The organism is Sulfuritalea hydrogenivorans sk43H, assembly GCF_000828635.1.
Taxonomy (GTDB): Bacteria; Pseudomonadota; Gammaproteobacteria; order Burkholderiales; family Rhodocyclaceae; genus Sulfuritalea; species Sulfuritalea hydrogenivorans.
Genome location: NZ_AP012547.1, coordinates 2,070,204 through 2,091,610, shown reverse-complemented (window position 1 = coordinate 2,091,610; position 21,407 = coordinate 2,070,204). Strand labels below are relative to the sequence as shown.

The window sequence follows — 21,407 nt, the reverse complement described above, 5'->3', positions numbered from 1 at the left end:
GGCGATACGGCGAATCAGGCGCTGTGCAGCGCCGGCGCGGGGTTGAACAGCGGCAGGGCGATGAACTCTTCCGCCGTGCAGGGGCGGCCGAAATGGTAACCCTGCAAAATGTCGACGCCGAGCTTGCGCAGGGTCGCCGCGGTGGCTTCGTCCTCGATGCCTTCGGCGACCGTGCGCAATTCCAGGGCCTGGGCCATGCTGACGATGGCCTGCACCATGCGCAAGCCCTCCGGGGAGTGGATGCGGCGAACGAAGGAGATGTCGATTTTCAGTTCGCCGACCGGCAGTTCGTGCAGTTGCGAAAGCGAGGCATAGCCGGTACCGAAGTCGTCGATGGAAAGCGTGAAACCGGCGGCGGAAAGCTGTCGCAGGCGTTCGTCGGCGAATTCGACGTCCATCATGGCCACCGATTCGGTTATTTCGAGCGTTACCGCGGTGTGCGGGATGCCCCAGGATTCCATGTCGGCCTTCAGCACGTCGATGAAATTCGCCGCGAACAGCTGGCGTTTCGAAATGTTGAGCGCGATGTGAAGCTGGGGGTGTGTCGTGCGCCAGTGCCGGAACTGCTCAAGCGCCTGGCGTCGGACCAGGTCGCCAAGCTCGCCGATCAGGCCGAGGTTCTCCGCCATCGGGATGAACACCGCCGGCGAGATCCAGCCGGCCTTTTCATCGTGCCAGCGCGCCAATGCCTCGACGCCCGCCAGGCGCGCGCCTCCGTTCCGGTGCGGACGGGCAGCGACCAGCGGCTGATACCAGACGCTGATCTGCCTGTCGCGGATCGCCTGCGCCAGGCGCGACCGGGTGTCGAATTCGGTCTTGCCCAGGCCTTTTTCCGCCATCTCGCCGAACATCTGGAAATTGTTGCGACCCTGCGACTTGGCGTGGAACATCGCGCGGTCCGCCTGCGCCAGCAGCGCCTCGCCGTCCTTGCCATCGTCCGGATAGAGCGCGACGCCCATGCTGAAGGTGATGTTGACCGACAGCCCGCCGAGTTCGAAAGTCTGGTGCATGGCGGCGACCAGTCGCTGCGCGGTTTGGCGCGCCAGCTCGGCTCCCGGCAGTTTCGGCAGCAGGATCACGAATTCGTCCCCGCTCCAGCGCGCCAGGGTGTCGCCTTCGCCCAGATTGCCCTTGATCACCTGCGCCAGCTTGACCAGCAGGGCATCGCCGGTCTTGTGGCCGTGGGCATCGTTGATGTTCTTGAAGTGGTCGAGGTCGATGAGGCAGACGGCAACATGCTGGTCGCTGCGCTCGGCAAGCTGGATTGCCTTGTGGATGCGGTCTTCCAGCAGGGCGCGGTTGGGCAGGTTGGTCAATGCGTCATGCAGCGCCATGTGGGCGATGTGGCGTTCCTGCTGATGGCTCTGGGTGATGTCGCGCAGCACGCCGCGGAGGCCTGCCACGTGGCCATCGGCCGCTCTTTCGGCGACGAAACGGCAGTCCATCAATTTTTCGGTCTGGGCTCCGCTGAAACGGAAACGACCGTGGAATTCGTCGCGGCGTCCGTCGGTCAACTCCAGCAGATAGAGCCGGAAACTGTCACGGTCCTCGTCCCGCATGCTGTCCAGCAGCTGAAAGTTTGCCATCGGGATACGTCCGATCAGCTGCCACCAGCCCTGATTGGCCCTGACGATGCGTCCATCGGCCGTGATTTCGAGCACGGCCTCGTCGAGCATGTTCAGCGTGCGGACGAAGGAATGCTGCTCGGCCGACAGTTCCATCTCCTTTTCGAGCGCCACATTCAGTGCCTGAAACGGCTGCTGGACGCTATCGACAAAGACGGCGCGGAATATGAAGCCGTAGGACAGGATCTTGTACAGATGGCCGACGATGTTGAACACATCGGATACCGAGGCATAAAGCGTGAAGCAGAGTTCCGAGAGGGCGGCGATCGCCGCCGCCGCGAACAGTTCGGCGGCGTTGAAGCCGGCGCCCTTGCGGGCCTCGCGATAGAACAGGATGGCCGCTGTCGCATACATGGCAACCAGGATGTACTCCAGCAAAAGCTTGAGCGGCGTCAGCCCGCTGCCGGCAATGAAAAAGTCGGGCAGCCAGTCGGGATGGAACAGCACCAGCCGATACGTCGACGTCACATATACGACGACGGCGACCATCAGCAGATAGCGGAAGTTCGAATGCAGCGCGGCCCGCCACGGGCGCAGGGCAATGGCCAGCAGGCCCGCGGCGACCAGATAGCGCGCGGCCAGCCAGAAGGCAATGCCCTTTTGAGGGCTGGATGGCGTTACGAAATCAGGCATGCCGTGATACGAAAGGGTATGCGCGAAATCCAGCAGGCCGGCGCCGAACAGCGCGGCGCCGATCAGCAGGACGTTGCCGGGGCGCGATTCGGCCCAGGCGTTCCAGGCGATGCCGAAGGAGAGCATGGCGGCGACGATGGCCGCGGTTTCCAGCGTGGTGTGCAGCGGCAGATAGCGGCTCAGGCCGAGGTCGGCACTGGGAGGAAAGAGCCACAGCAAGCCGTAAAGCAGGGCCAGGCCGCCCACCCAGCGCAGGGCATGGGTCAGGCTGCGATTGTCGACAACTATGGCATCGGCGACCGGCGGTTGCGGCATGCAATCCTCATGCACACGGACTCAGGACACCTACGATAGCACGCTCCGCTAATCGACATGGATCGCCGGACGCAGGGTTGCCGCCTGCCCGGGAGTCGGCGCCGGCGGTACGGCGGCTGTCCGGTTCAGGTGGTGTTGCCCGGCCTCAGTCGGGGGTCGCGCCGATCAGTTCCGAGCCGCGCGCCAGCCAGTTGCCGATCAGGAAGCTGGCGGTCAGCAGGACAATGACGCCGACACCGACCATCAGCTCCTTGCCTTCGTACCACTGCGACACGTCGGCGTGCAGCCAGCGGGCGAGACCGAAGGCGGCGACCGACAGGCTGATGGCGGCGACCATCAGGCCCATGACGCGCGAGGCGATGCGCGCGCGATGATCGGCGCGGCGTAGCAGGCGGGCGATCCAGAGCCCGTTGGCGCCGTCGGCCAGCAGCATGCCGACCGTGAAGGCGAGTCCGAGCGCGAGGGTGTGGGCAACGCCGCCGTGTTGTGTGGCGGTCACGGCGAACAGGGCGGCCTGGCTCATGGTGTCGAAGGAAAGCGCGAAGAGTGATCCGACCGCGGCAATCGCCAATGGATGCGAGGTGGCCTGCAGGCGGCGCAGCAGGCCGGCCTTGATGCCGATCGTGGCCACCATGTCGCCGGCCGGCGCCGTCAGCACGGCACGCAGGTTGAGGATGCCGAGCAGGGTGAGGAAGCTGATCGAAATCCAGGTGCCGAGGTCTTCCATCCATTCCGGCACCTGCCACTTCGCCGACGCCAGCCCGACGCCGAGCGCAATCAGCAAGACGATGGCGCCGTGGCCGAGCGAGAACAGGGAGCCGCACCAGCGCGCACGGCCGGGCGCAAAGCGCAGGTTATGGCGGGTCAGCCCGTCGATGGTGGCGAGATGGTCGGCGTCGAGGCCGTGCTTGGCGCCCAGAATGAAAACCAGGGCGAGGAGGGCGATCCAGTCGGTGGGCAGATCCATGGAGGGTGGCCTGTATCAGCAGAACGCGGTATGAAGTCTAGGCAGAATCTCATACAAAATCCATGCCCGGCTTTTGATACAACATAACTTACGATTAATCATGCAGTTATGAGCTTTGGCGATGATTCGGCTGATTAGTTTCTATTCGATCGTCGAAATGGGTATCCGGACTGAATTGGCCGCAAGGTCGGCGCTGATGCTGCCCCTGCGCAGCCAGGCGGTCGAGCAAAGTACGCTCTGATGAATCCCCTGCGCAGCCAGGCGGTCGAGCAAAGTACGCTCTCCTCGCCGCTGCGGATCCTCGCCGCTGCGGATCCTCGCCGCTGCGGATCCTCGCCGCTGCGGATGGCGCCACGGCGAATTGCGTGCAAAGGCCATGTCGGCAATTCAGGAGTACTGCCGGAACGGACAGGCCGGGCAGTATGTGCTAAGGTCGTTGCCCCCCCTGACTGCTTCAGCCCATTCTGCATGGCCGCAAATCCTTTGTTCAACAGCGCCGCCCTGGGCGATTTTGCCGGGCGGTTTGGCGGCGCGACGCTGCAGCGCGGCAAGGCGTATGCCGGAGAGCGCCGCGTCCGGATGAAGCGCGTGAAACGGGCGCCGGGCGAAATCCATGTCGAAGCCGAAGTGCAGGGGACGCTCGCGAATCCCTATGAAGTCGATCTCTGGCTCGAATTGAGCCCCGAGGGGACTATCGTCGATGTCGACAACTCGTGCATGTGCCCCCTGCGGGAGAACTGCAAGCACGTGGTGGCGGTGCTGCTGAGCCTGGGACAGACGTCGGACATCGGCGACTTTGTCGGAACAGGCCATGCATCGCGGCAGGACGGTGAATTCCCCGAACCCAGCGTGGCGACAATCGAGTGGCTGGGCACTCTCGATCCGCCGACGGCGCGGAAAGTCCCGGGAAAAACTTCCCAGGCGCGCGTGGTCTATCTGCTGCAGCCCGGCAGCCCGCCCAGCCTCAGCCTGGGCAAAAGCCGTCCCTTGAAGAAGGGCGGCTTCGGCAAGCCGGCCGTCTATCGCCCGCAACCCTACGATCTGGGCAGCGCACGCAGCCATCGCGATTTCATCCTCGACGAGGATATTGCGCCCCTGCGCCTGTTTCTGGCGCTGCAGACCGGTGGCGGGTATTTCTACAATGAGTCCGTCGAACTGGGTGGCGAGACCGGGGCCCTGCTGCTGCGCCTGGCGTTGCGCACGGGAAGGCTGTATCTCGATGAACTCGTGGAGTTGCCGCTGGAGCCGGGTTTGCCGCGGCCGTTGAATCTGCTGTGGACGCACACACCGGCCGGCTTGCAGCAGTTGACTTTCGACCTGCCGGCAGCCTTGCAGATGATCCCGACCTGGCCGCCGTTCTATCTGGATACGGCGGCCCGGACAGTCGGCGAACTGGAGTCCGGCTTGTCCGCGCACCTGCTGCAGCAATTGATGACGGCGCCGCCGCTGAATGAAGCCGATGCGCCCCTGGTGCGCCAGCGCTTGACCGAGCTGGCCCGGGTTCAGCAACTTGCACTGCCCTTGCCCGATGCGCCGGAGGCCGTTGCCGCCGGCAAGCCCGCGGCGCGCCTGCTGCTGACCCGGGGGCGCTTCCGCCATCAGGGCATGAATCGCCTGCATGACGACCTTGCGCTGGCGGTGCTGTATTTCGACTATCCGCAGGGGCCGACCGTGGTCGGCGTCGAGCAGCCTTCCGCTTTCATGCGGCAGCGGGTCGGCGGGCAGTGGCGGACGCTGCAACGCGATCTGGATGCGGAACGCGAGGTCTGGCAACTGCTGCGCTCCTGCGGGCTGGAACACTGGCAGCGCAGCCTGGGCAACTATCAGCGGATCGAGGGTACCGAGGATGGCCTGATGCCGGTGCAGAACGACGCCGTGGGCTGGCTATCCTTCCTCAATGAAGCGGTGCCCGAACTGGAACGGCGCGAGATCCCGGTCGTGTTCGCCGAGGATTTCCCCTATTGCGTCGCGCAGGCGGAAGACTGGTTCGTCGCAGTCGAGGAAGCCGTCGGCAGCGACTGGTTCGATCTCGATCTGGGCGTGACGGTCGACGGCGAACGCCTGAGCCTGGTGCCGCCGTTGCTGCGCCTGTTGCGCGAGCAGCCGGATCTGCTCGGCGTGGTGCGCGGCCTCGAAGACCACCAGACATTCCCCGTGGCGCTCGATGCGCGCCGCATCCTGCCGGTGCCGGCGGGCCGCCTCAAGGCCTGGCTGCTGCCGCTGCTCGAATTCCTCGACGAAGACCGGCCGCGCCTGTCGCGCCACCATGCCGCCGCCCTGGCCGGACTCGACGACCTGCCGACGCACTGGATCGGCGGCGAGGAATTGCGGGCGCTGGGCCGGCGCCTGCGCGACTTCTCGGGCATGGCCCATTGCGTGCCGGCGCCGGGGTTCACCGCGATGCTGCGGCCCTATCAGCAGATCGGCCTCGACTGGCTCCAATTCCTGCGCGAATACGGCCTGGCCGGGATACTTGCCGACGACATGGGCCTGGGCAAGACGGTTCAGACCCTGGCCCACCTGCATCTGGAAAAGACCTCCGGCCGCGCCGACCGGCCCAGCCTGGTGGTGGCCACCACCAGCCTGATGGCCAACTGGCGCGACGAGGCGGCGCAGTTCGCGCCCGGCCTCAAGGTGCTGATCCTGCATGGCAAGGATCGCGCCCAGCAGTTCGACCAGATCGCACAGGCCGACCTGGTGCTGACCACCTACCCGCTGCTGGTGCGCGACCGCGACACCCTGCTGGCGCAGGACTGGCACCTGCTGGTGATGGACGAGGCGCAATTCATCAAGAACCCCAAGGCGCAATCGCACCAGGTGGCGCGCAAGCTCAACGCCCGTCATCGCCTGTCGCTGACCGGCACGCCGCTGGAAAACCATCTCGGTGAACTCTGGGCGCAGTTTGATTTCCTGATGCCCGGGCTGCTCGGCAACGCCAAGCGCTTTACCCAGGTGTTCCGCACCCCGATCGAAAAGCTCGGCGACGACGAGATGCGCGTCCGCCTCGCCGAACGCGTGCGCCCCTTCCTGTTGCGCCGGACCAAGGAGCAGGTTCTGAAAGACCTGCCGCCGCGTACCGAGATGGTGCGCTGGGTGGAGATCGAAGGCGGCCAGCGCGACCTCTACGAATCGCTGCGCGTGGCCTTCGACCGCAAGCTGCGCATTGCGCTGACCGAACAGGGCGTCGGCCGCAGCCAGATCATGATTTTCGACGCGCTGCTGAAATTGCGGCAGATCTGCTGCGACCCGCGGCTGGTCAAGCTGCCGGCCGCCGAGGCGCTGGTGAAAAAGGGCCACGCCCATTCGGCGAAGCTGGCGACCCTGCTGGAAATGCTCGATGAATTGCTCGACGAAGGCCGCAAGGTGCTGCTGTTCTCGCAATTCACTTCGATGCTGGGGCTGATCGAAGCCGAACTCGAAAAGCGCGGCATCGCCTATTCGAAACTCACCGGCCAGACCCGCGACCGCGAAACGCCGATCAAGGATTTCCAGGAAGGCCGCGTGCCGCTGTTCCTGATCAGCCTCAAGGCCGGCGGTACCGGCCTCAACCTGACCGCGGCCGATACGGTGATCCATTACGATCCGTGGTGGAATCCGGCGGTGGAAGAGCAGGCCACGGCGCGCGCCCACCGCATCGGCCAGGACAAGCCGGTGTTCGTCTACAAGCTGATGACGCAGGGCACGGTCGAAGAAAAAATCCTCGCCCTGCAAAACCGCAAGCGCGGGCTGGCAGACCAGTTGATGAAGCAGGGTGGTTCCGCTGGCGAGGGCGGCGGCCATCTACTCACCGCCGGCGATCTCGACGTGCTGTTCGAACCACTGGCCTGAAGTGTTACGCTGCCTGTAAAACGTACAGCGACAGGGGGAGGCGGTCATGACCAACAGGATTTACGTAGCGGCGTCCGAGGTGCGGGTGAACGACCACATCTACAACGGTACCGGCAGCAACGCCCATCCCACCTTCGCCTGGGAAACCGTCACCGAAGTGCGGCAGGAGGACGGTCTGATCCTGCTGATTACAGGCAACACCAAAGGACCCCACGGCGAATTCTGGCTTGAAGCCGAAGAGCAGATCGAGGTGATCCGCTATCCCGAGGCCGCTGCCCCGGTCGCTGCGGCGGCCAAAGCCAAGCCGAAGCACGGGCATTGATGAAGCGCTTGCCGCCGCATCCGGCATGAAGACCCAGCCCAATAATCCACTGCACGGCATCTCCCTCGACGCGATCCTCAAGGAGCTGGTGGCCCGCCATGGCTGGGAAGGCCTGGCGCGGGAGATCGACATCCGCTGCTTTACGCATGAGCCGAGCATCGCCTCCAGCCTCAAGTTCCTGCGCCGCACGCCCTGGGCGCGGGAGCGGGTCGAGGCGCTGTATGTTTCCGCGATGCGGCAACCACGGGAAACGGTTTGATTCGACATGACCTACGAAGAGCACCTTGACGAAGTCACCACCCTCATCACCGAAAAGTACGGCAGCAGCGATGAGGCCGCGATCCAGATGGTGATGCGCGCCCAGGCCGACGATTTCTTCAGCGGCCACGATGACGATCCGTCGATCTGCACCCTGGAGCGCGCGCACCGGGACGCGAAGGCGGTGTCCAAGAAGTACAAGTAGCCAGGGTGTTGTTATAAGGTTAATGTGAGTGTTATAGTTGCTACATCATTGTAGCGATGCAACACAGCCATGGACTTCCTTGCCCTGTTTGTCAGCCTGCCGACGCGGCAATCCGCCGGTCGCATGCGCGTCTGGCGCGCGCTGCGCGCCCTGGGCTGCGCGACCTTGCGCGATGGGGTGTATTTGCTGCCCGAGTCGCCGGAACATGCCGCGGCGCTGGCGCAAATCGCCGACGACGTTCGCGCGACGGAGGGCACGGTCGATTTGTACCGCCTCGGCGGGCGCGACGAGCGGCAGCAGGCGGAAATCGTCGCGCTGTTCGATCGTGCTCCCGACTATGCGCGGCTGCTGGCGGCAATCGCGGCTGCCGACGCGGGGGATGCCAAGGCCTTGCGCGGGCTGCGCCGGGAACTGACCGCCCTCGTTGCCATCGATTATTTTCCCGGCGAGGCCCGGCGGCAGGCCGAGGCCGCGCTGGCCGAGCTTGAAGCGGCGGCCGACGGCGAGCCATCGGCGGCATCCGGCCGCATTCGCCGTCTCGCCAGCGCCGACTTTCAGGGACGAACCTGGGCGACGCGAAAAAATCTCTGGGTCGATCGCATGGGATCGGCCTGGCTGATTCGCCGCTTCATCGATCGCAAGGCAAAATTCCTCTGGCTCGACAGTCCGAAGAAGTGCCCGAAGTCGGCGCTCGGCTTCGACTTCGACGGCGCGGCCTTCACCCACATGGACGGTCGCGTCACTTTCGAAGTGCTGGCGGCAAGTTTCGGGCTTGACGGCGATCCGGCGCTTACCCGCATCGCCGCCATCGTTCATTGCCTCGACGTCGGCGGCGTCGCGGTGGCCGAGGCGGCGGGCGTCGAAGCGGTGCTGGCGGGTGCACGGGCCGCCGCGCCGGATGACGACAAGTTGCTGACCGAGGCGAACCGCCTCTTCGACAATCTCTACAAAAATTTCCAGCAGGAACGCCCCGATGAGTGATACCGCCATGCCGATCGCCGTACCGCCAACGCCGACTCCCGGCGAGGCCTTCAAGTACTGGCTGAAACTCGGCTTCATCAGTTTCGGCGGTCCGGCCGGGCAGATTGCGATGATGCATCAGGAACTGGTCGAACGCCGCCGCTGGATCTCCGAACACCGCTACCTGCATGCGCTCAACTACTGCATGCTGCTGCCGGGCCCGGAGGCGATCCAGCTCGCCATCTACATCAGCTGGCTGATGCATGGCGTCAAGGGCGCGATCATGGCCGGCGTGCTGTTCTTCCTGCCGGCTTTCGTGCTGCTGTCTGTGCTCGCCGGCATCTATCTTTCCTACGGCGACGTGCCGGCGATGCAGGGCGTTTTTTACGCCATGAAGCCGGCGGTGGTCGCGGTGGTGCTGTTCGCCGCCTGGCGCATTGGCTCCAGGTCGATCAAGAACGGGATATTGTTCGGCATCGCCGCACTGGCTTTCATCGGCATCTTCTTCTTCGACATCGATTTTCCGTGGATCGTGCTGGCGGCCGCCATTCTGGGCGCCCTCGGCGGCAAGTTGATGCCGGCGAAGTTCAAGGGCGGCGGCGGCCATGGCGCCAGCAACGCGACCTACGGCCCGGCGATCATCGACGACGACACGCCGCCACCGGCGCACGCGAAATTCTCTTCGGGCAAGCTCGCCGCCACGACCCTGGTGTTCCTCGTGATCGGCGTCGCCTCGCTGCTGGTCCTGCGCGGATCAACTGACCTCTTCAAGATGGGCGAGTTCTTCATCGGTGCGGCCTTCCTCACCATCGGGGGCGCCTACGCCGTGCTGCCCTATGTCTACCAGGGTGCGGTGGAGCATTTCGGCTGGCTCACCGGCCCGCAGATGATGGATGGCCTGGCGCTCGGTGAAACCACGCCGGGGCCGCTGATCATGATCGTCACCTGGGTTGGCTACATGGGTGGCGTGACCAAGTCCGTGCTGGGCGACCCCATCACCGCAGGACTGGCCGGTGCGGCGGTGGCAACTTTCTTCACCTTCCTGCCGAGTTTCTGGTTCATCATCGCCGGCGGCCCCCTGGTCGAGGCGACACGCGGCGAGCTAAAGTTCACCGCGCCGCTGACCGCCATCACCGCGGCGGTGGTGGGCGTGATCCTGAACCTCGCCGTGTTCTTCGCCTGGCACACCTTCTGGCCGAAGGGCAGCAAGGCCATGCCCTTTGGCGGCCCCTTCGAGTCGCTGCAGATGGTCATCGCCATCGCCGCCTTCATCGCGCTGTGGAAATACAAGGTCGACATCATGAAGATGATCGGCGCCTGCGCCGCCCTTGGGCTGGTATTGTCCTTCATCCGCTAAGAAAGCCCCGATGAAATGGATCACGCGCGAGCGTCCGAAGATCGACCGCATTGCCTGCCCCCTGGCTGATCGTGCGTGCGGCAGACACCGGCCGGTCCGAACTCGCACCCGAGGCCGCCGGATTGCTTGCCGTATCGACGGGGCTGTCGCTCAACTTCAGCGATGACCACGAGATGCTCAGGCAGGGCATGGTCATCTACGGCGCACTCTATGCGTCGTGCGCCGATAGACCGCTGAAAAAGGCCGGGCGCTGGCTGGGTCTGAAATGACGCTCCCCGCTGGCGTAGCCCGAGAAGTTCGTGCCCTGTTGATCGGGCGCGGCCTGCGCGCCTTTGTCGATGGCTATGTCGCGGTGCTGCTGCCGGCCTACCTGCTTGCATTGGGCCATGCCACGTGGCAAGTCGGTCTCTTGAGCACTGCCACCTTGCTCGGTTCGGCGCTGGCCACGCTGGCGGTCGGCGCCTGGGGGCATCACGCGGCGCCGCGTTTCCTGCTGCTGGCCGCGGCGCTGCTGATGGCGGCCACCGGGCTGGGCTTTGCCGGTTTGTCGGCGTTCTGGCCGCTGCTGCTGGTGGCCTTTGTCGGCACCCTGAATCCCAGCTCCGGCGATGTCAGCGTGTTTCTGCCGCTGGAGCATTCCCGCCTGTCCCACGCGGCGGAAGGCGATGCCCGCACCCGGCTGTTTGCCCGTTATAGCCTCACTGGCGCGCTCTGTGCGGCCTTGGGCGCACTGGCTGCCGCCGTCCCGGACGCCTTGGCGGAGCAGGGCATCGATCGCCTGACAGCGCTGCGCGGCATGTTCCTTGGCTACGCCGGCGTTGGCGCGCTTCTCTGGCTGCTGTACGCACGCCTGCCGCAAGAGCCGGTGAGGGAACAAGCCGTGGTGCCGACACCGCTGGGGCCTTCGCGTGGCACCGTGGTCAAACTCGCCGCCTTGTTTTCGGTCGATGCATTTGCCGGCGGGCTGGTGGTGAATTCGCTGCTCGCCTTGTGGCTGTTCGAGCGCTTCGGGCTTTCGCCGGCGTCGGTCGGCTTGCTGTTTTTCGGGACCAGCCTGTTGGGTGCCGTGTCGCAACTGGCTGCGCCGTGGATGGCCAAGCGCATCGGCTTGCTCAATACCATGGTGTTCACTCACATTCCGTCCAGCCTGTTCCTGATTCTCGCGGCCCTTGCTCCCGGTTTGCCTATTGCCGTGGGACTGTTGTTGCTGCGTTCGGCGCTGTCGCAAATGGACGTGCCGACACGCTCGGCCTATGTCATGGCGGTGGTGACGCCGTCCGAGCGGGCAGCAGCGGCGAGCTTTACAGCCGTGCCGCGCAGTCTGGCTGCGGCGCTCAGTCCGACATTGGGCGGGGCGCTGTTGGCTGCGGGTTGGCTGGCCGCTCCGCTGGTAGCCTGCGGCTGCCTCAAGATCGCCTATGACCTTGCCTTGTGGCGTGCCTTCAGACTGCAGCCCGAAGATCGGGTGGTTAGTGATGTGGAAACCAGGTAATCGAATCAAATGCTTTAGGTGGAAATCAAACCTTCACAAGTGGCTGAATTAATAGTGGAGGACGGAAACATCTAAAGGTGGCTCAGGTCTTGCAGTACCCCTACCAGTATCAGGTCCGGACGCGGCCTGGCTCTTGGAGGGGGATAGCAGACATGGGCAACATGAACGATATTTTCGATACCGATCGCAAGACGCTGCAAGACGTCGAACAACGCCTCGAAATGCCGCGGCGTGAATTTTTGCAGTTCTGCGCCACGCTGGCCGTGACCATGGGTCTGCCCAGCGGCGCCGAGGCGGCGGTGGCCAAGGCGATCGAGTCGGCCAAGCGGCCTTCGGTGATCTGGCTGCATTTCCAGGAATGCACGGGCTGTTCCGAGTCGCTGCTGCGTGCCGAACATCCGACATTGGAAAAGCTGATTCTTGATGTCATCTCCCTCGATTACCACGAGACGCTGATGGCCGCCGCCGGACACCAGGCCGAAGCCGCCCGCAAGGACGCCATGAAGGCGAACAAGGGCAAGTACGTGCTGGTCGTCGAAGGCGCGATACCGACCAAGAACAACGGCATCTACTGCAAGATCGGCGGCCATACCGCGATCGACCTGGTCAAGGAATGCGCGGCGGATGCGGCGGCGGTGATCGCCATCGGCTCCTGTGCCTCCTGGGGCGGCATGCCCTCGACGATTCCCTCGATCTCCGGCGCCGACTCCAGCCCGACCGGTTCCGTCGGCGTTTCCGAGATTCTGGGCAGGGTGGTGCCGACAATCCCCGGCTGCCCGCCCAACCCCTACAACTTCCTTGCCACCGTGGTGCATTTCCTGACCTTCGGCAAGCTGCCCGAAGTCGACAAGCTGGGCCGTCCCAAGTTTGCCTATTCGCGCCTGATCCACGAGAACTGCGAGCGCCGCGCCCACTTCGATGCCGGGCGTTTCGCGATGGAATTCGGCGATGCCGGCCATCGCCAGGGCTACTGTCTGTACAAGCTCGGCTGCAAGGGCCCCGAGACCTATGCCAATTGCTCGACCCTGGGCTTCGGCGACGCTGGTGAAAATAACTGGCCGGTCGGTTGCGGCCATCCCTGCATCGGCTGCACTGAAAAGGGCGTGGGCTTCCAGAAGCCGATCCACCAGGTCGCCAAGATGCTCAACGTGACGCCGCCGCTGCAATATCCGCGCATCGTCGAGGAGCAGGGCAAGGCGGCTTCCTTCGCCTCCGCGGCGGCTGTGGCGGCAGTGGCGGGCGCGGCGGCGGGCGCGGCGATCATGCTGACGCGCAACCTCGGCCTTTCCCATGCGGCCGAGGAAGCCGAGCGCGCCAAGGACGCCGGCAAACCGTCAGCTGACAAGGCCGGGGTGTAATCATGAACACCCGGCGAGACTTTCTCAAGGGTGTCCTCGCGAGCGGGGCGGCGGTCACGGCATGCGTCGCGGCCGCACCGGCGCTGGCCAGGGAAACCAGACCACGGCCGCCTGAGGCGCTCGGCCTGCTTTACGACGCGACGCTCTGCGTCGGCTGCAAGGCCTGCGTCGCCGCCTGCAAGGAGGCCAACAACAATCCACCGGAGTTTTCCACGGTCGATCATCTGTGGGATACGCCGCTGGATACCTCCGGCTATACCTTCAACCTGATCAAGATGTATCGCAACGGCACCATGGATGCGAAGGATCAGGAGACGAACGGCTATGCGTTCATGAAGACCTCCTGCATGCACTGCGGCGATCCGTCCTGCGTCTCGGCCTGTCCGGTGTCGGCGATGACCAAGGACCCGGTCACCGGTGTCGTCGGCTACAACGCCGACAAGTGCATCGGCTGCCGCTACTGCGTCGCGGCCTGTCCCTTCGGCATTCCGAAGTACCAGTACGACTCGCCCACCGGCCGCATCGGCAAGTGCGAACTGTGTCGCCATCGCCACAAGGATGGCCATTATTCGGCCTGTGCCGAAGTCTGTCCGACGGGCGCGACGCTGTTCGGCCGCACCGAGGATCTGCTGGCCGAGGCCAAGCGCCGCCTGGCGATGAAGCCGGGCGAACTCAATCGCTTCCCGCGCGGTCGTTTGCGCCACGCGCAGGAGAAGATGCTGCAGGGCAAGCCGGACGGCAAGGGTGAAATGAAGCGTGCCGGCTGGCGCAATGAACCCGACCAGAGCTACGAGACGCCCGCCGGCAAGTACCTTCAGCATGTGTATGGCGAGAAGGAGTACGGCGGCACGCAGGTACTCAAGCTCTCCGGCGTCAATTTCCAGAAGGTCGGCATGCCTGACCTGCCGCCGGATGCGGCGGCGGCCATGTCCGAAACCATCCAGCACACGCTCTACGGCAACCTGATCATGCCGTTCGCCGTGCTGGGCGCAATGACTTACGTCGCCAAGCGTAACGTCAAGCCTGACGACCAGACGTCAGACAAGTCCGACAAGGAGGGGATCTGATCATGGCCAACAATCAACATGCGGCGCCCGCGCCGGTCGGCGGCAGCCTGATCAATGCCGTGACGCTGAGTTGCGGCGTGCTCATCGCGCTGATGGTGGCCATCCTCGTGGTGCGCTTCCTGTTCGGACTCGGTGCCGTGACCGGCCTCAACGATGGCTATCCGTGGGGCATCTGGGTGGTGGTCGATGTCGTCATCGGCTCGGCCTTTGCCTGCGGCGGTTTCTCGGTGGCGATGCTGGTCTACATCTTCAACAAGGGCGAATATCACCCATTGGTGCGGCCGGCCTTGCTGGCGAGCCTGTTCGGCTACACGCTGGCCGGTGCCGGGGTGATCTTCGACCTCGGTCGCTGGTGGAACGTGTGGAACATGTTCTGGCCAGGATCGATCAACCCGAACTCGGTGATGTTCGAGGTGGCGGTGTGCATCACGCTCTACATCGTCGTGATGTGGATCGAGTTCTCGCCGACTTTCCTGGAACAGATGGGCAAGCATGACGCCAAGAAGAAGCTCAACAAGGCGATGTTCTTCATCATCGCCCTGGGCACCGTGCTGCCGATGATGCACCAGTCCTCGCTGGGCACCTTGCTGGTGGTGATGGGCGTGCAGATTCACCCGCTGTGGCAGACCCCGCTGCTGCCGGCCCTGTATCTGCTGACGGCGATCACGATGGGCTATGCGGTGGTTCTGTTCGAAACCTGCGTGGCATCCTCGGCCTATCGCCGCAAGATCGAAATGCACATGCTGACGCCGATGGCGAAGATCATGCTGGGCTTCCTTGCGGTGTACCTCGTGCTTCGGCTTGGCGATTTGCTGGTTCGCGGCGTATTGCCCAAGGCTTTCGTGCCCTCGGTCGAAGCGCTGATGTTCTGGCTGGAAATGGCCTGTTTCATCGCTCCGCTGATCCTGATCGGTGCCGAGAGCAACCGCCGCAATCCGGCCAGGCTGTTCCTTGCCGGAGTCCTGCTCATGCTCGGAGGTGCGCTGCTGCGGTTGAACGGGTTCCTGATCGGTTATGAAACCGGTGACGGCTTCACGTATTTTCCGACCCTGGCCGAGGTCCTCGTGACGGCGGGCATGTTCGCAGTCGAAATTCTCGGTTACATCATCATCACCCGTCGCTTCCCGGTATTGCCCCGGGAAGATGTGCAGGCCGCTCACTAAGACAAGGATGGAGACAGAAAATGTCCAAGCGCATAACAATTGACCCAATCACCCGTATCGAAGGCCACCTGCGTATCGACGTCGATGTGGATGGCGGCCGCGTCAAGAAGGCCTGGTCCTCAGGCCAGATGTGGCGCGGTGTTGAACTGATCCTGCTCGGCCGCGATCCGCGCGACGCCTGGGCCATCACCCAGCGCATCTGCGGCGTGTGCACCACCGTGCATGCCATCACCTCGGTGCGGGCCGTGGAAAACGCGCTGAAGATGGAGATTCCGCTCAACGCCCAGTACATCCGCAACCTGATCATCCTGGCGCACTCGGTGCATGACTTCATCGTGCATTTCTACCACCTGTCGGCGCTCGACTGGGTCGATGTCACCTCCGCGCTGAAGGCCGATCCGGACAAGACCGCGATCCTGGGCGAGAGCCTGTCTTCGTGGCACCTCAACAGCAAGCACGAAATGCGTCGCGTGCATGCGCGTCTGAAGCATTTCGTCAATGGCGGACAGTTGGGCATCTTCACCAACGGCTACTGGGGTCATCCGGCGATGAAACTTTCGCCAGAAGTGAACCTGCTGGCCGTGGCGCACTACCTGCAGGCACTGGAAGTGCAGCGCAAGGCCAACAAGATCGTTTCGATTCTGGGGGCCAAGACCCCGCACATCCAGAACGTCGCCGTCGGCGGCGTCGCCAACCCGCTGGCGACCGACTCGCAGGCGGTGCTGACCGTCGAGCGCCTGATGGCGATCAAGGGTTTCATCGACGAACTGGATGACTTCGTCAAGAATGTCTACCTGATCGACGTGGCTGCGGTCGGCGCCTTCTACGCCGACTGGACCAAGGTGGGCCGCGGCATCACCAATTACCTGTCGGTGCCGGACATTCCGCTCGACACCAAGGGCACGCAGTTCGGCTTTCCCGGAGGCTTTGTGGAGGCCGGCAATCTCGGCGGCCAGAAGCAGATCAAGACCTTCAATGACGAGTACTGGATCAAGGGCGTCGAAGAGTCGGTCAAGCATTCCTGGTACAACTACGACAAGGCCGGCCCGCTGCATCCCTACAAGGGCCAGACGGTGCCGAACTACACCGACTTCAAGGACGATGCCAAATACTCTTGGCTCAAGTCGCCGACCTTCTACGGCAAGGTGGCGCAGGTCGGCCCGCTGGCCCGCGTCATCAACGGCCTCGCCGCCGGCCACGCACCGACCACCAAGTACGCCACCGCTGCGCTGGATACCGTATCAGCGCTGGCCAAGACCAAGGTCGGGCTGGATGCGATGCATTCGACCATCGGCCGCCATGCCGCGCGCGCCATCTCCTGCTGCGTCAATATGGACATGCTGGCCGGACAATGGAGTTCGTTGCTCGGCAACATGGCCAAGGGCGACCTGACGACCTTCAACAAGCCGGTATTCCCCAAGGACGAAGTGATGGGAATGGGCTTCCACGAGGCGCCGCGTGGCGCGCTGTCGCACTGGGTGGTGATCGACAACGGCAAAATCAAGAACTACCAGTGCGTGGTGCCCTCGACCTGGAACGCTTGCCCGCGCAACGACAAGGACGAACCGGGGCCCTACGAGTCGTCGCTGGTCGATACCCCGATCGCCGACGCCGAGAAGCCGCTGGAAGTGCTGCGCACCATCCACTCCTTCGACCCGTGCATCGCTTGCGCCATTCATCTGACGGACAAGGACAGCGACACCGCGATTACTGTCAAGGCGGTCTGACCGCGCGTAACATAAGAGGGCCGGCGGGTGCCGGCCCTCGTCTTTTACTGGTACCCATTCATGCGTGCAGTCGTTCTCGGCATCGGCAACACCATCCTCACCGACGAGGCCGCCGGCGTGCGCGCGGTCGAGGCGCTGGAGCAGCGCTGGAAGCTGCCGGAAAATGTACTTGCCATCGACGGCGGCACTTCCGGCATGGAAATGATCGAGGATCTCTCCAACCTGGATTTCCTCATCGTCCTCGACGTGGTCAAGACCGGCGCCGCACCGGGCACGGTGGTGAAGATCGCCGGCGACGAGATTCCGGTGTTCTTTCGCAGCAAACTCTCGCCGCACCAGATCGCACTGCCCGATGTGCTGGCCAGCCTCGAACTGCTCGACACCATGCCCAAGGAAATCATCGTGCTCGGCGTCGAACTGATTTCGCTGGAGCTGGGCATGGAAATGACGCCGACGGTCGCCGAGAAGGTGCCGGTGCTGGCCGCCATGGCGGCGGCTGAACTTGCTGCGCGCGGCTATGTACTCGAACCCTTGACGGCGCAGGCCGTCTGACATGTGCCTCGCCGCCCCCTCCCGCGTCGTCGAAGTGCGTGATGGCACTGCGGTGACGGAATGCTTCGGACAAACGCGCGAGGTCAGCCTGCTGCTGTTGACCGAAGACATTGCGGTCGGCGATTACCTGCTGATCCAGGCCGGCGGCTTCGCATTCGAACGGGTCGAAGCCGACCGCGCCGAAGAGGCGCTGGCATTGATGGAAGAGTTGATGTCGCAGGGGGGTGATGCCCGCAGTTGGGGCGACGGCTCCGAGGCGGCATGAATTTCCGCATCCACGACGGCAGCCCTGCCGACGCGGTCGAGCAGGCGTTCTTCCGCATCCAGCGGGAGCAGATGGCCGATGTGCCGATTCTCAATCCCGCACTTTCCGTGGAAGCGGTCGATTTCCAGCGCTGGCAGGGGCATTGGCTGGGGATCGTGGTCACGCCCTGGTGCATGAGCATGCTGCTGGTGCCCGGCAGCAGCGAAAACTGGGTTTCCGTCGGCGAAAACAAGCGGCGCTTCATCAGGTTTCCGGCCGGGGATTTCGCCTTCCTCGGCAGCGAGGAAGCGGAACTCGGCGAGTACCAGAGTTGTCCATTGTTTTCACCAATGGGAAAATTCTCAACCCAGTCGGAGGCTACGATGACGGCGCGAGCCTCGATGATTGCCCTGCTGACGGACCCGCAAGCCCAGGCGGCCCCGTCCACGAAGGAAAAATCAACGGATTCGCCCTCACTTTCACGCCGCCGCTTTCTCGCTTTGCGATAAGCTTTGGCTCTCTGACGTTCTCGCAGAAAAAAGGAGCTGACATGTCGACTATCGCGGACTTCAACCGTACGTCGAATGCGGACACGGATCGCGAGCATGAGGTTCAACTTGGTCTGTTGCAGGCTCTGTGCAGCGCCGCTGCAGAACACCGCGACGCAGCTGCCGTGGGTGAAATCCTGGGGCAGTTGATCGCCTACAGCGAGGCGCATTTCATGTCCGAAGAGCTGCTGATGCGACTGAAGAGCTACGACGACTACGAAGATCACGTCGATGACCATATTCACATGCTGGACGTCCTGCACGACATCGCCACCGACCATGCAGCGGGCAATTCGGCGTTGGTGTCGGGCAAGGCGGCGGAAGCGCTGAACTTTGTCACCAATCACATCGATACGCGCGACAGGCGTTTTGCCGACTATGTGCGCAACGGTTTGTGAGTCCGCATGCACGAAATGTCGCTCGCCGAAGGTGTGCTGCAACTTATCGAGGACGCGGCGCGCCAGCAGGATTTCGCCAAAGTCACCACGGTCTGGCTGGAAATCGGCCAGCTTTCCGGTGTCGAGGTCGAGGCCATGAAATTCTGTTTCGATGCCGTGACGCGCGACAGCATCGCCGACGGCGCGCGCCTTGAAATCATTGCGCTGCCCGGCACCGGCTGGTGCATGCAGTGCTCGAAGACGGTGCCGATGGTCGAGGTTTTTGGCGAATGCCCGGAGTGCGGCAGTCATCAGATGCAGGTGACCGGCGGTACAGAAATGCGGGTCAAGGAACTGGAAGTATCCTAGAAGGAGTGAATCAATGTGCACCACGTGCGGTTGCGGCACCGGCGAAGTGAAGATAGACGGAGAACATGCCCATCATGAGCACGATCATGTGCATGCCGACGGCACCACGCACAGCCACGACCATGACCATGCCGCGGGCGAAACCCACGAGCACACCCACGACCATGCCCACCAGCACAGCCACCGCTATGCCCCCGCGCATTCCCATGCGCCGGGACTCGGCACCAAGCGCATGGTGCAGATCGAGCAGGACATCCTGGCCAAGAACAACGCCTATGCCGCCGAAAACCGGCAGCGCCTGGCGGAGCGCGGCATTTTCACGCTGAACCTGGTGTCCAGCCCCGGTTCGGGCAAGACCACGCTGCTATGCAAGACCATCGAGATGCTCAAGGGCCGCCAGCGCGTGGCGGTGATCGAGGGCGACCAGCAGACCAGCCAGGATGCCGAACGCATCCGCGCCACCGGCGCGCCGGCAATTCAGATCAACACCGGCAAGGGCTGCCATCTCGACGCGCACATGGTCGGTCATGCCATGGGCAAGCTCGAGCTGCCCGAGGATTCGCTGCTGATGATCGAGAACGTCGGCAACCTGGTCTGCCCGGCGGCCTTCGACCTGGGCGAGGCGCACAAGGTGGTGATCCTCTCCGTCACCGAAGGCGAGGACAAGCCGATCAAGTATCCCGACATGTTCCGCGCCGCGAAGCTGATGCTGATGAACAAGTGCGATCTGCTGCCGCACCTGACGTTCAGCGTGCCGAAGGCCATCGAGTTCGCGCGCCGGGTGAATCCGGGCATCGAAGTCATCGAAGTCTCGGCCACCTCGGGGCAGGGCATGGAAGACTGGCTGGCGTGGATAGCACGCGGTGCGGCAGGAGCGCGCTCGGCACAATGAGCGTTTCAACCAACACCGCTCCGGCTTGCGTCGAGCATCAGCTTGAACTAAGCCGTTCCGCGCCGCCGGTGCTGTCCATGGGGGCATGGTTCAAGAACACGGTATGCCTGGCGCAGGGCCGTCAGGCCTGGGTGTCGCATACGGTCGGCGACCTGTTCCAGGCGGAAGCCTGTCTGGCCCATGAGGCGACGGCGCGCGAACTGCTGCAGGCACTGGCCGCGATGGGCAAAAAGCCGGTGGCGATTGCCCACGACCTGCATCCGGATTTGCACTCGACCCGCTTCGCCGTGCAACTGGCGGCGGAGCTCGGCGTCGAGGCCATCGGCGTGCAGCACCATCATGCCCACATCGCCGCGATTGCCGCCGAGCATGGCCTTGACGGACCCATGCTGGGCCTGGCGCTGGATGGCGTCGGCCTCGGCACGGATGGCAAGGCGTGGGGCGGAGAACTACTGAAGGTCGATGGCGCGCATTTCGAGCGCGTTGGCCATTTGCGTCCGCTGGCCTTGCCCGGCGGCGACCGTGCCGCGCGCGATCCCTGGCGCATGGCGGCAGCCGTCCTGTTTGACCTGGGACGCGGCGACGAGATTGCCTCGCGTTTTGCCGATCAGTCGGGCGCCGACATCGTCGCGGCGATGCTGACCAAGGGCTTGAACAGTCCGCGCACGTCCAGCATGGGGCGGGTGTTCGACGCCGCGGCCGGTCTGCTCGGAATTTGCCCGCGCATGGAATTCGAAGCGCAGGCCGCCATCGCGCTGGAGCAGAACGCGACGACCCATATCGAAACCCATGGCTGGCCTGCGCCGTTCGAGGGCGGTTGGCATATCGACGAGCACGGCCAGCTCGATCTGCTGCCGCTCCTCGATGCCTTGTCCTCCGAGCCGGACACCGGCTACGGCGCGGCGCTGTTCCATTCCACGCTGGTGGCGGCGCTGATGCACTGGGTCATGCGAGCGGCCGAGGAGCACGGCATTGGTCGTCTGGCTTGTGGGGGCGGCTGCTTCTTCAACAAATTGCTGCGTTCTGCGCTGGTCGAGAAAATCCCCGCGACAGGTCTCGAATTGCTGCTGCCCAGGCGGTTGCTGCCCGGCGACACGGCGATCTCGCTGGGTCAGGCTTGGGTCGCGATGCATCTTCTGGAAAGCTGA

General features: G+C 64.0%; 21 protein-coding genes. 19 read left to right on the top strand and 2 right to left on the bottom strand.

Translation table 11 applies throughout. The annotated features are described in order from the left end of the window. Positions 1-14: 14 nt before the first annotated feature. Complete coding sequence (locus tag SUTH_RS10145; protein ID WP_041099018.1) at positions 15-2,573, bottom strand: bifunctional diguanylate cyclase/phosphodiesterase; 2,559 nt, start codon at positions 2,571-2,573, stop codon at positions 15-17. Positions 2,574-2,718: 145 nt separating this feature from the next. Beyond that, the gene (locus tag SUTH_RS10140) at positions 2,719-3,540 is read right to left on the bottom strand and encodes a HoxN/HupN/NixA family nickel/cobalt transporter (protein ID WP_041099017.1); all 822 of its coding nucleotides are present in this window, start codon (positions 3,538-3,540) and stop codon (positions 2,719-2,721) included. A gap of 468 nt (positions 3,541-4,008) precedes the next feature. On the opposite strand from SUTH_RS10140, the gene SUTH_RS10135 reads away from it, so the two are divergent. The 19 genes from SUTH_RS10135 to SUTH_RS10045 all read left to right on the top strand — a co-directional run bounded on the left by SUTH_RS10135 (position 4,009) and on the right by SUTH_RS10045 (position 21,407). Beyond that, on the top strand, positions 4,009-7,368 hold the full coding sequence (locus SUTH_RS10135) for a DEAD/DEAH box helicase (protein WP_052473521.1): 3,360 nt from the start codon (positions 4,009-4,011) through the stop codon (positions 7,366-7,368). A 46-nt stretch (positions 7,369-7,414) separates the two neighbouring features. Further along, positions 7,415-7,690, top strand: coding sequence for a hypothetical protein (locus SUTH_RS10130; protein ID WP_148312908.1), 276 nt, complete (start codon positions 7,415-7,417; stop codon positions 7,688-7,690). A 25-nt stretch (positions 7,691-7,715) separates the two neighbouring features. Continuing rightward, positions 7,716-7,949, top strand: a complete 234-nt coding sequence (locus SUTH_RS10125; protein ID WP_041099015.1) for a VF530 family protein — start codon at positions 7,716-7,718, stop codon at positions 7,947-7,949. 6 nt (positions 7,950-7,955) lie between these two features. After that, entirely contained in the window at positions 7,956-8,153 is a 198-nt protein-coding gene (locus SUTH_RS10120; RefSeq protein WP_041099014.1) for a hypothetical protein, read from the top strand. A gap of 69 nt (positions 8,154-8,222) precedes the next feature. After that, on the top strand, positions 8,223-9,134 hold the full coding sequence (locus SUTH_RS10115) for a chromate resistance protein ChrB domain-containing protein (protein ID WP_041099013.1): 912 nt from the start codon (positions 8,223-8,225) through the stop codon (positions 9,132-9,134). Further along, entirely contained in the window at positions 9,127-10,470 is a 1,344-nt protein-coding gene (gene chrA / locus SUTH_RS10110) for a chromate efflux transporter (RefSeq protein WP_041099011.1), read from the top strand. Before SUTH_RS10115 ends, chrA begins: the two co-directional genes overlap by 8 nt. Before the next feature lie 50 nt (positions 10,471-10,520). Next, positions 10,521-10,739, top strand: a complete 219-nt coding sequence (locus SUTH_RS10105; RefSeq protein ID WP_052473520.1) for a chromate resistance protein ChrB domain-containing protein — start codon at positions 10,521-10,523, stop codon at positions 10,737-10,739. After that, the gene (locus tag SUTH_RS10100; protein ID WP_041099009.1) at positions 10,736-11,962 is read left to right on the top strand and encodes an MFS transporter; all 1,227 of its coding nucleotides are present in this window, start codon (positions 10,736-10,738) and stop codon (positions 11,960-11,962) included. Before SUTH_RS10105 ends, SUTH_RS10100 begins: the two co-directional genes overlap by 4 nt. Positions 11,963-12,114: 152 nt before the next feature. Then, positions 12,115-13,320: a hydrogenase small subunit gene (locus SUTH_RS10095; RefSeq protein ID WP_171817351.1), complete on the top strand. Its 1,206-nt coding sequence runs from the start codon at positions 12,115-12,117 to the stop codon at positions 13,318-13,320. A 2-nt stretch (positions 13,321-13,322) separates the two neighbouring features. After that, positions 13,323-14,387 (top strand): hydrogenase 2 operon protein HybA, encoded by a 1,065-nt coding sequence (gene hybA / locus SUTH_RS10090; RefSeq protein ID WP_041099007.1) that lies wholly within the window; start codon positions 13,323-13,325, stop codon positions 14,385-14,387. 2 nt (positions 14,388-14,389) lie between these two features. Further along, on the top strand, positions 14,390-15,550 hold the full coding sequence (gene hybB / locus SUTH_RS10085; protein WP_052473519.1) for a Ni/Fe-hydrogenase cytochrome b subunit: 1,161 nt from the start codon (positions 14,390-14,392) through the stop codon (positions 15,548-15,550). A 20-nt stretch (positions 15,551-15,570) separates the two neighbouring features. Continuing rightward, complete coding sequence (locus SUTH_RS10080; protein ID WP_041099003.1) at positions 15,571-17,277, top strand: nickel-dependent hydrogenase large subunit; 1,707 nt, start codon at positions 15,571-15,573, stop codon at positions 17,275-17,277. Between the two features lie 60 nt (positions 17,278-17,337). Next, the gene (locus tag SUTH_RS10075; RefSeq protein WP_041099001.1) at positions 17,338-17,829 is read left to right on the top strand and encodes a HyaD/HybD family hydrogenase maturation endopeptidase; all 492 of its coding nucleotides are present in this window, start codon (positions 17,338-17,340) and stop codon (positions 17,827-17,829) included. Position 17,830: 1 nt separating this feature from the next. Continuing rightward, the gene (locus SUTH_RS10070) at positions 17,831-18,094 is read left to right on the top strand and encodes a HypC/HybG/HupF family hydrogenase formation chaperone (RefSeq protein WP_041098999.1); all 264 of its coding nucleotides are present in this window, start codon (positions 17,831-17,833) and stop codon (positions 18,092-18,094) included. Then, on the top strand, positions 18,091-18,582 hold the full coding sequence (gene hybE / locus SUTH_RS10065) for a [NiFe]-hydrogenase assembly chaperone HybE (protein ID WP_052473518.1): 492 nt from the start codon (positions 18,091-18,093) through the stop codon (positions 18,580-18,582). Before SUTH_RS10070 ends, hybE begins: the two co-directional genes overlap by 4 nt. A gap of 41 nt (positions 18,583-18,623) precedes the next feature. Then, positions 18,624-19,019 (top strand): bacteriohemerythrin, encoded by a 396-nt coding sequence (locus SUTH_RS10060; RefSeq protein ID WP_041098997.1) that lies wholly within the window; start codon positions 18,624-18,626, stop codon positions 19,017-19,019. A gap of 6 nt (positions 19,020-19,025) precedes the next feature. Further along, entirely contained in the window at positions 19,026-19,367 is a 342-nt protein-coding gene (hypA, locus tag SUTH_RS10055) for a hydrogenase maturation nickel metallochaperone HypA (protein WP_041098995.1), read from the top strand. A 13-nt stretch (positions 19,368-19,380) separates the two neighbouring features. Next, positions 19,381-20,259: a hydrogenase nickel incorporation protein HypB gene (gene hypB / locus SUTH_RS10050; RefSeq protein ID WP_041098993.1), complete on the top strand. Its 879-nt coding sequence runs from the start codon at positions 19,381-19,383 to the stop codon at positions 20,257-20,259. Next, positions 20,256-21,407, top strand: coding sequence for a Kae1-like domain-containing protein (locus SUTH_RS10045; protein WP_052473517.1), 1,152 nt, complete (start codon positions 20,256-20,258; stop codon positions 21,405-21,407). Before hypB ends, SUTH_RS10045 begins: the two co-directional genes overlap by 4 nt.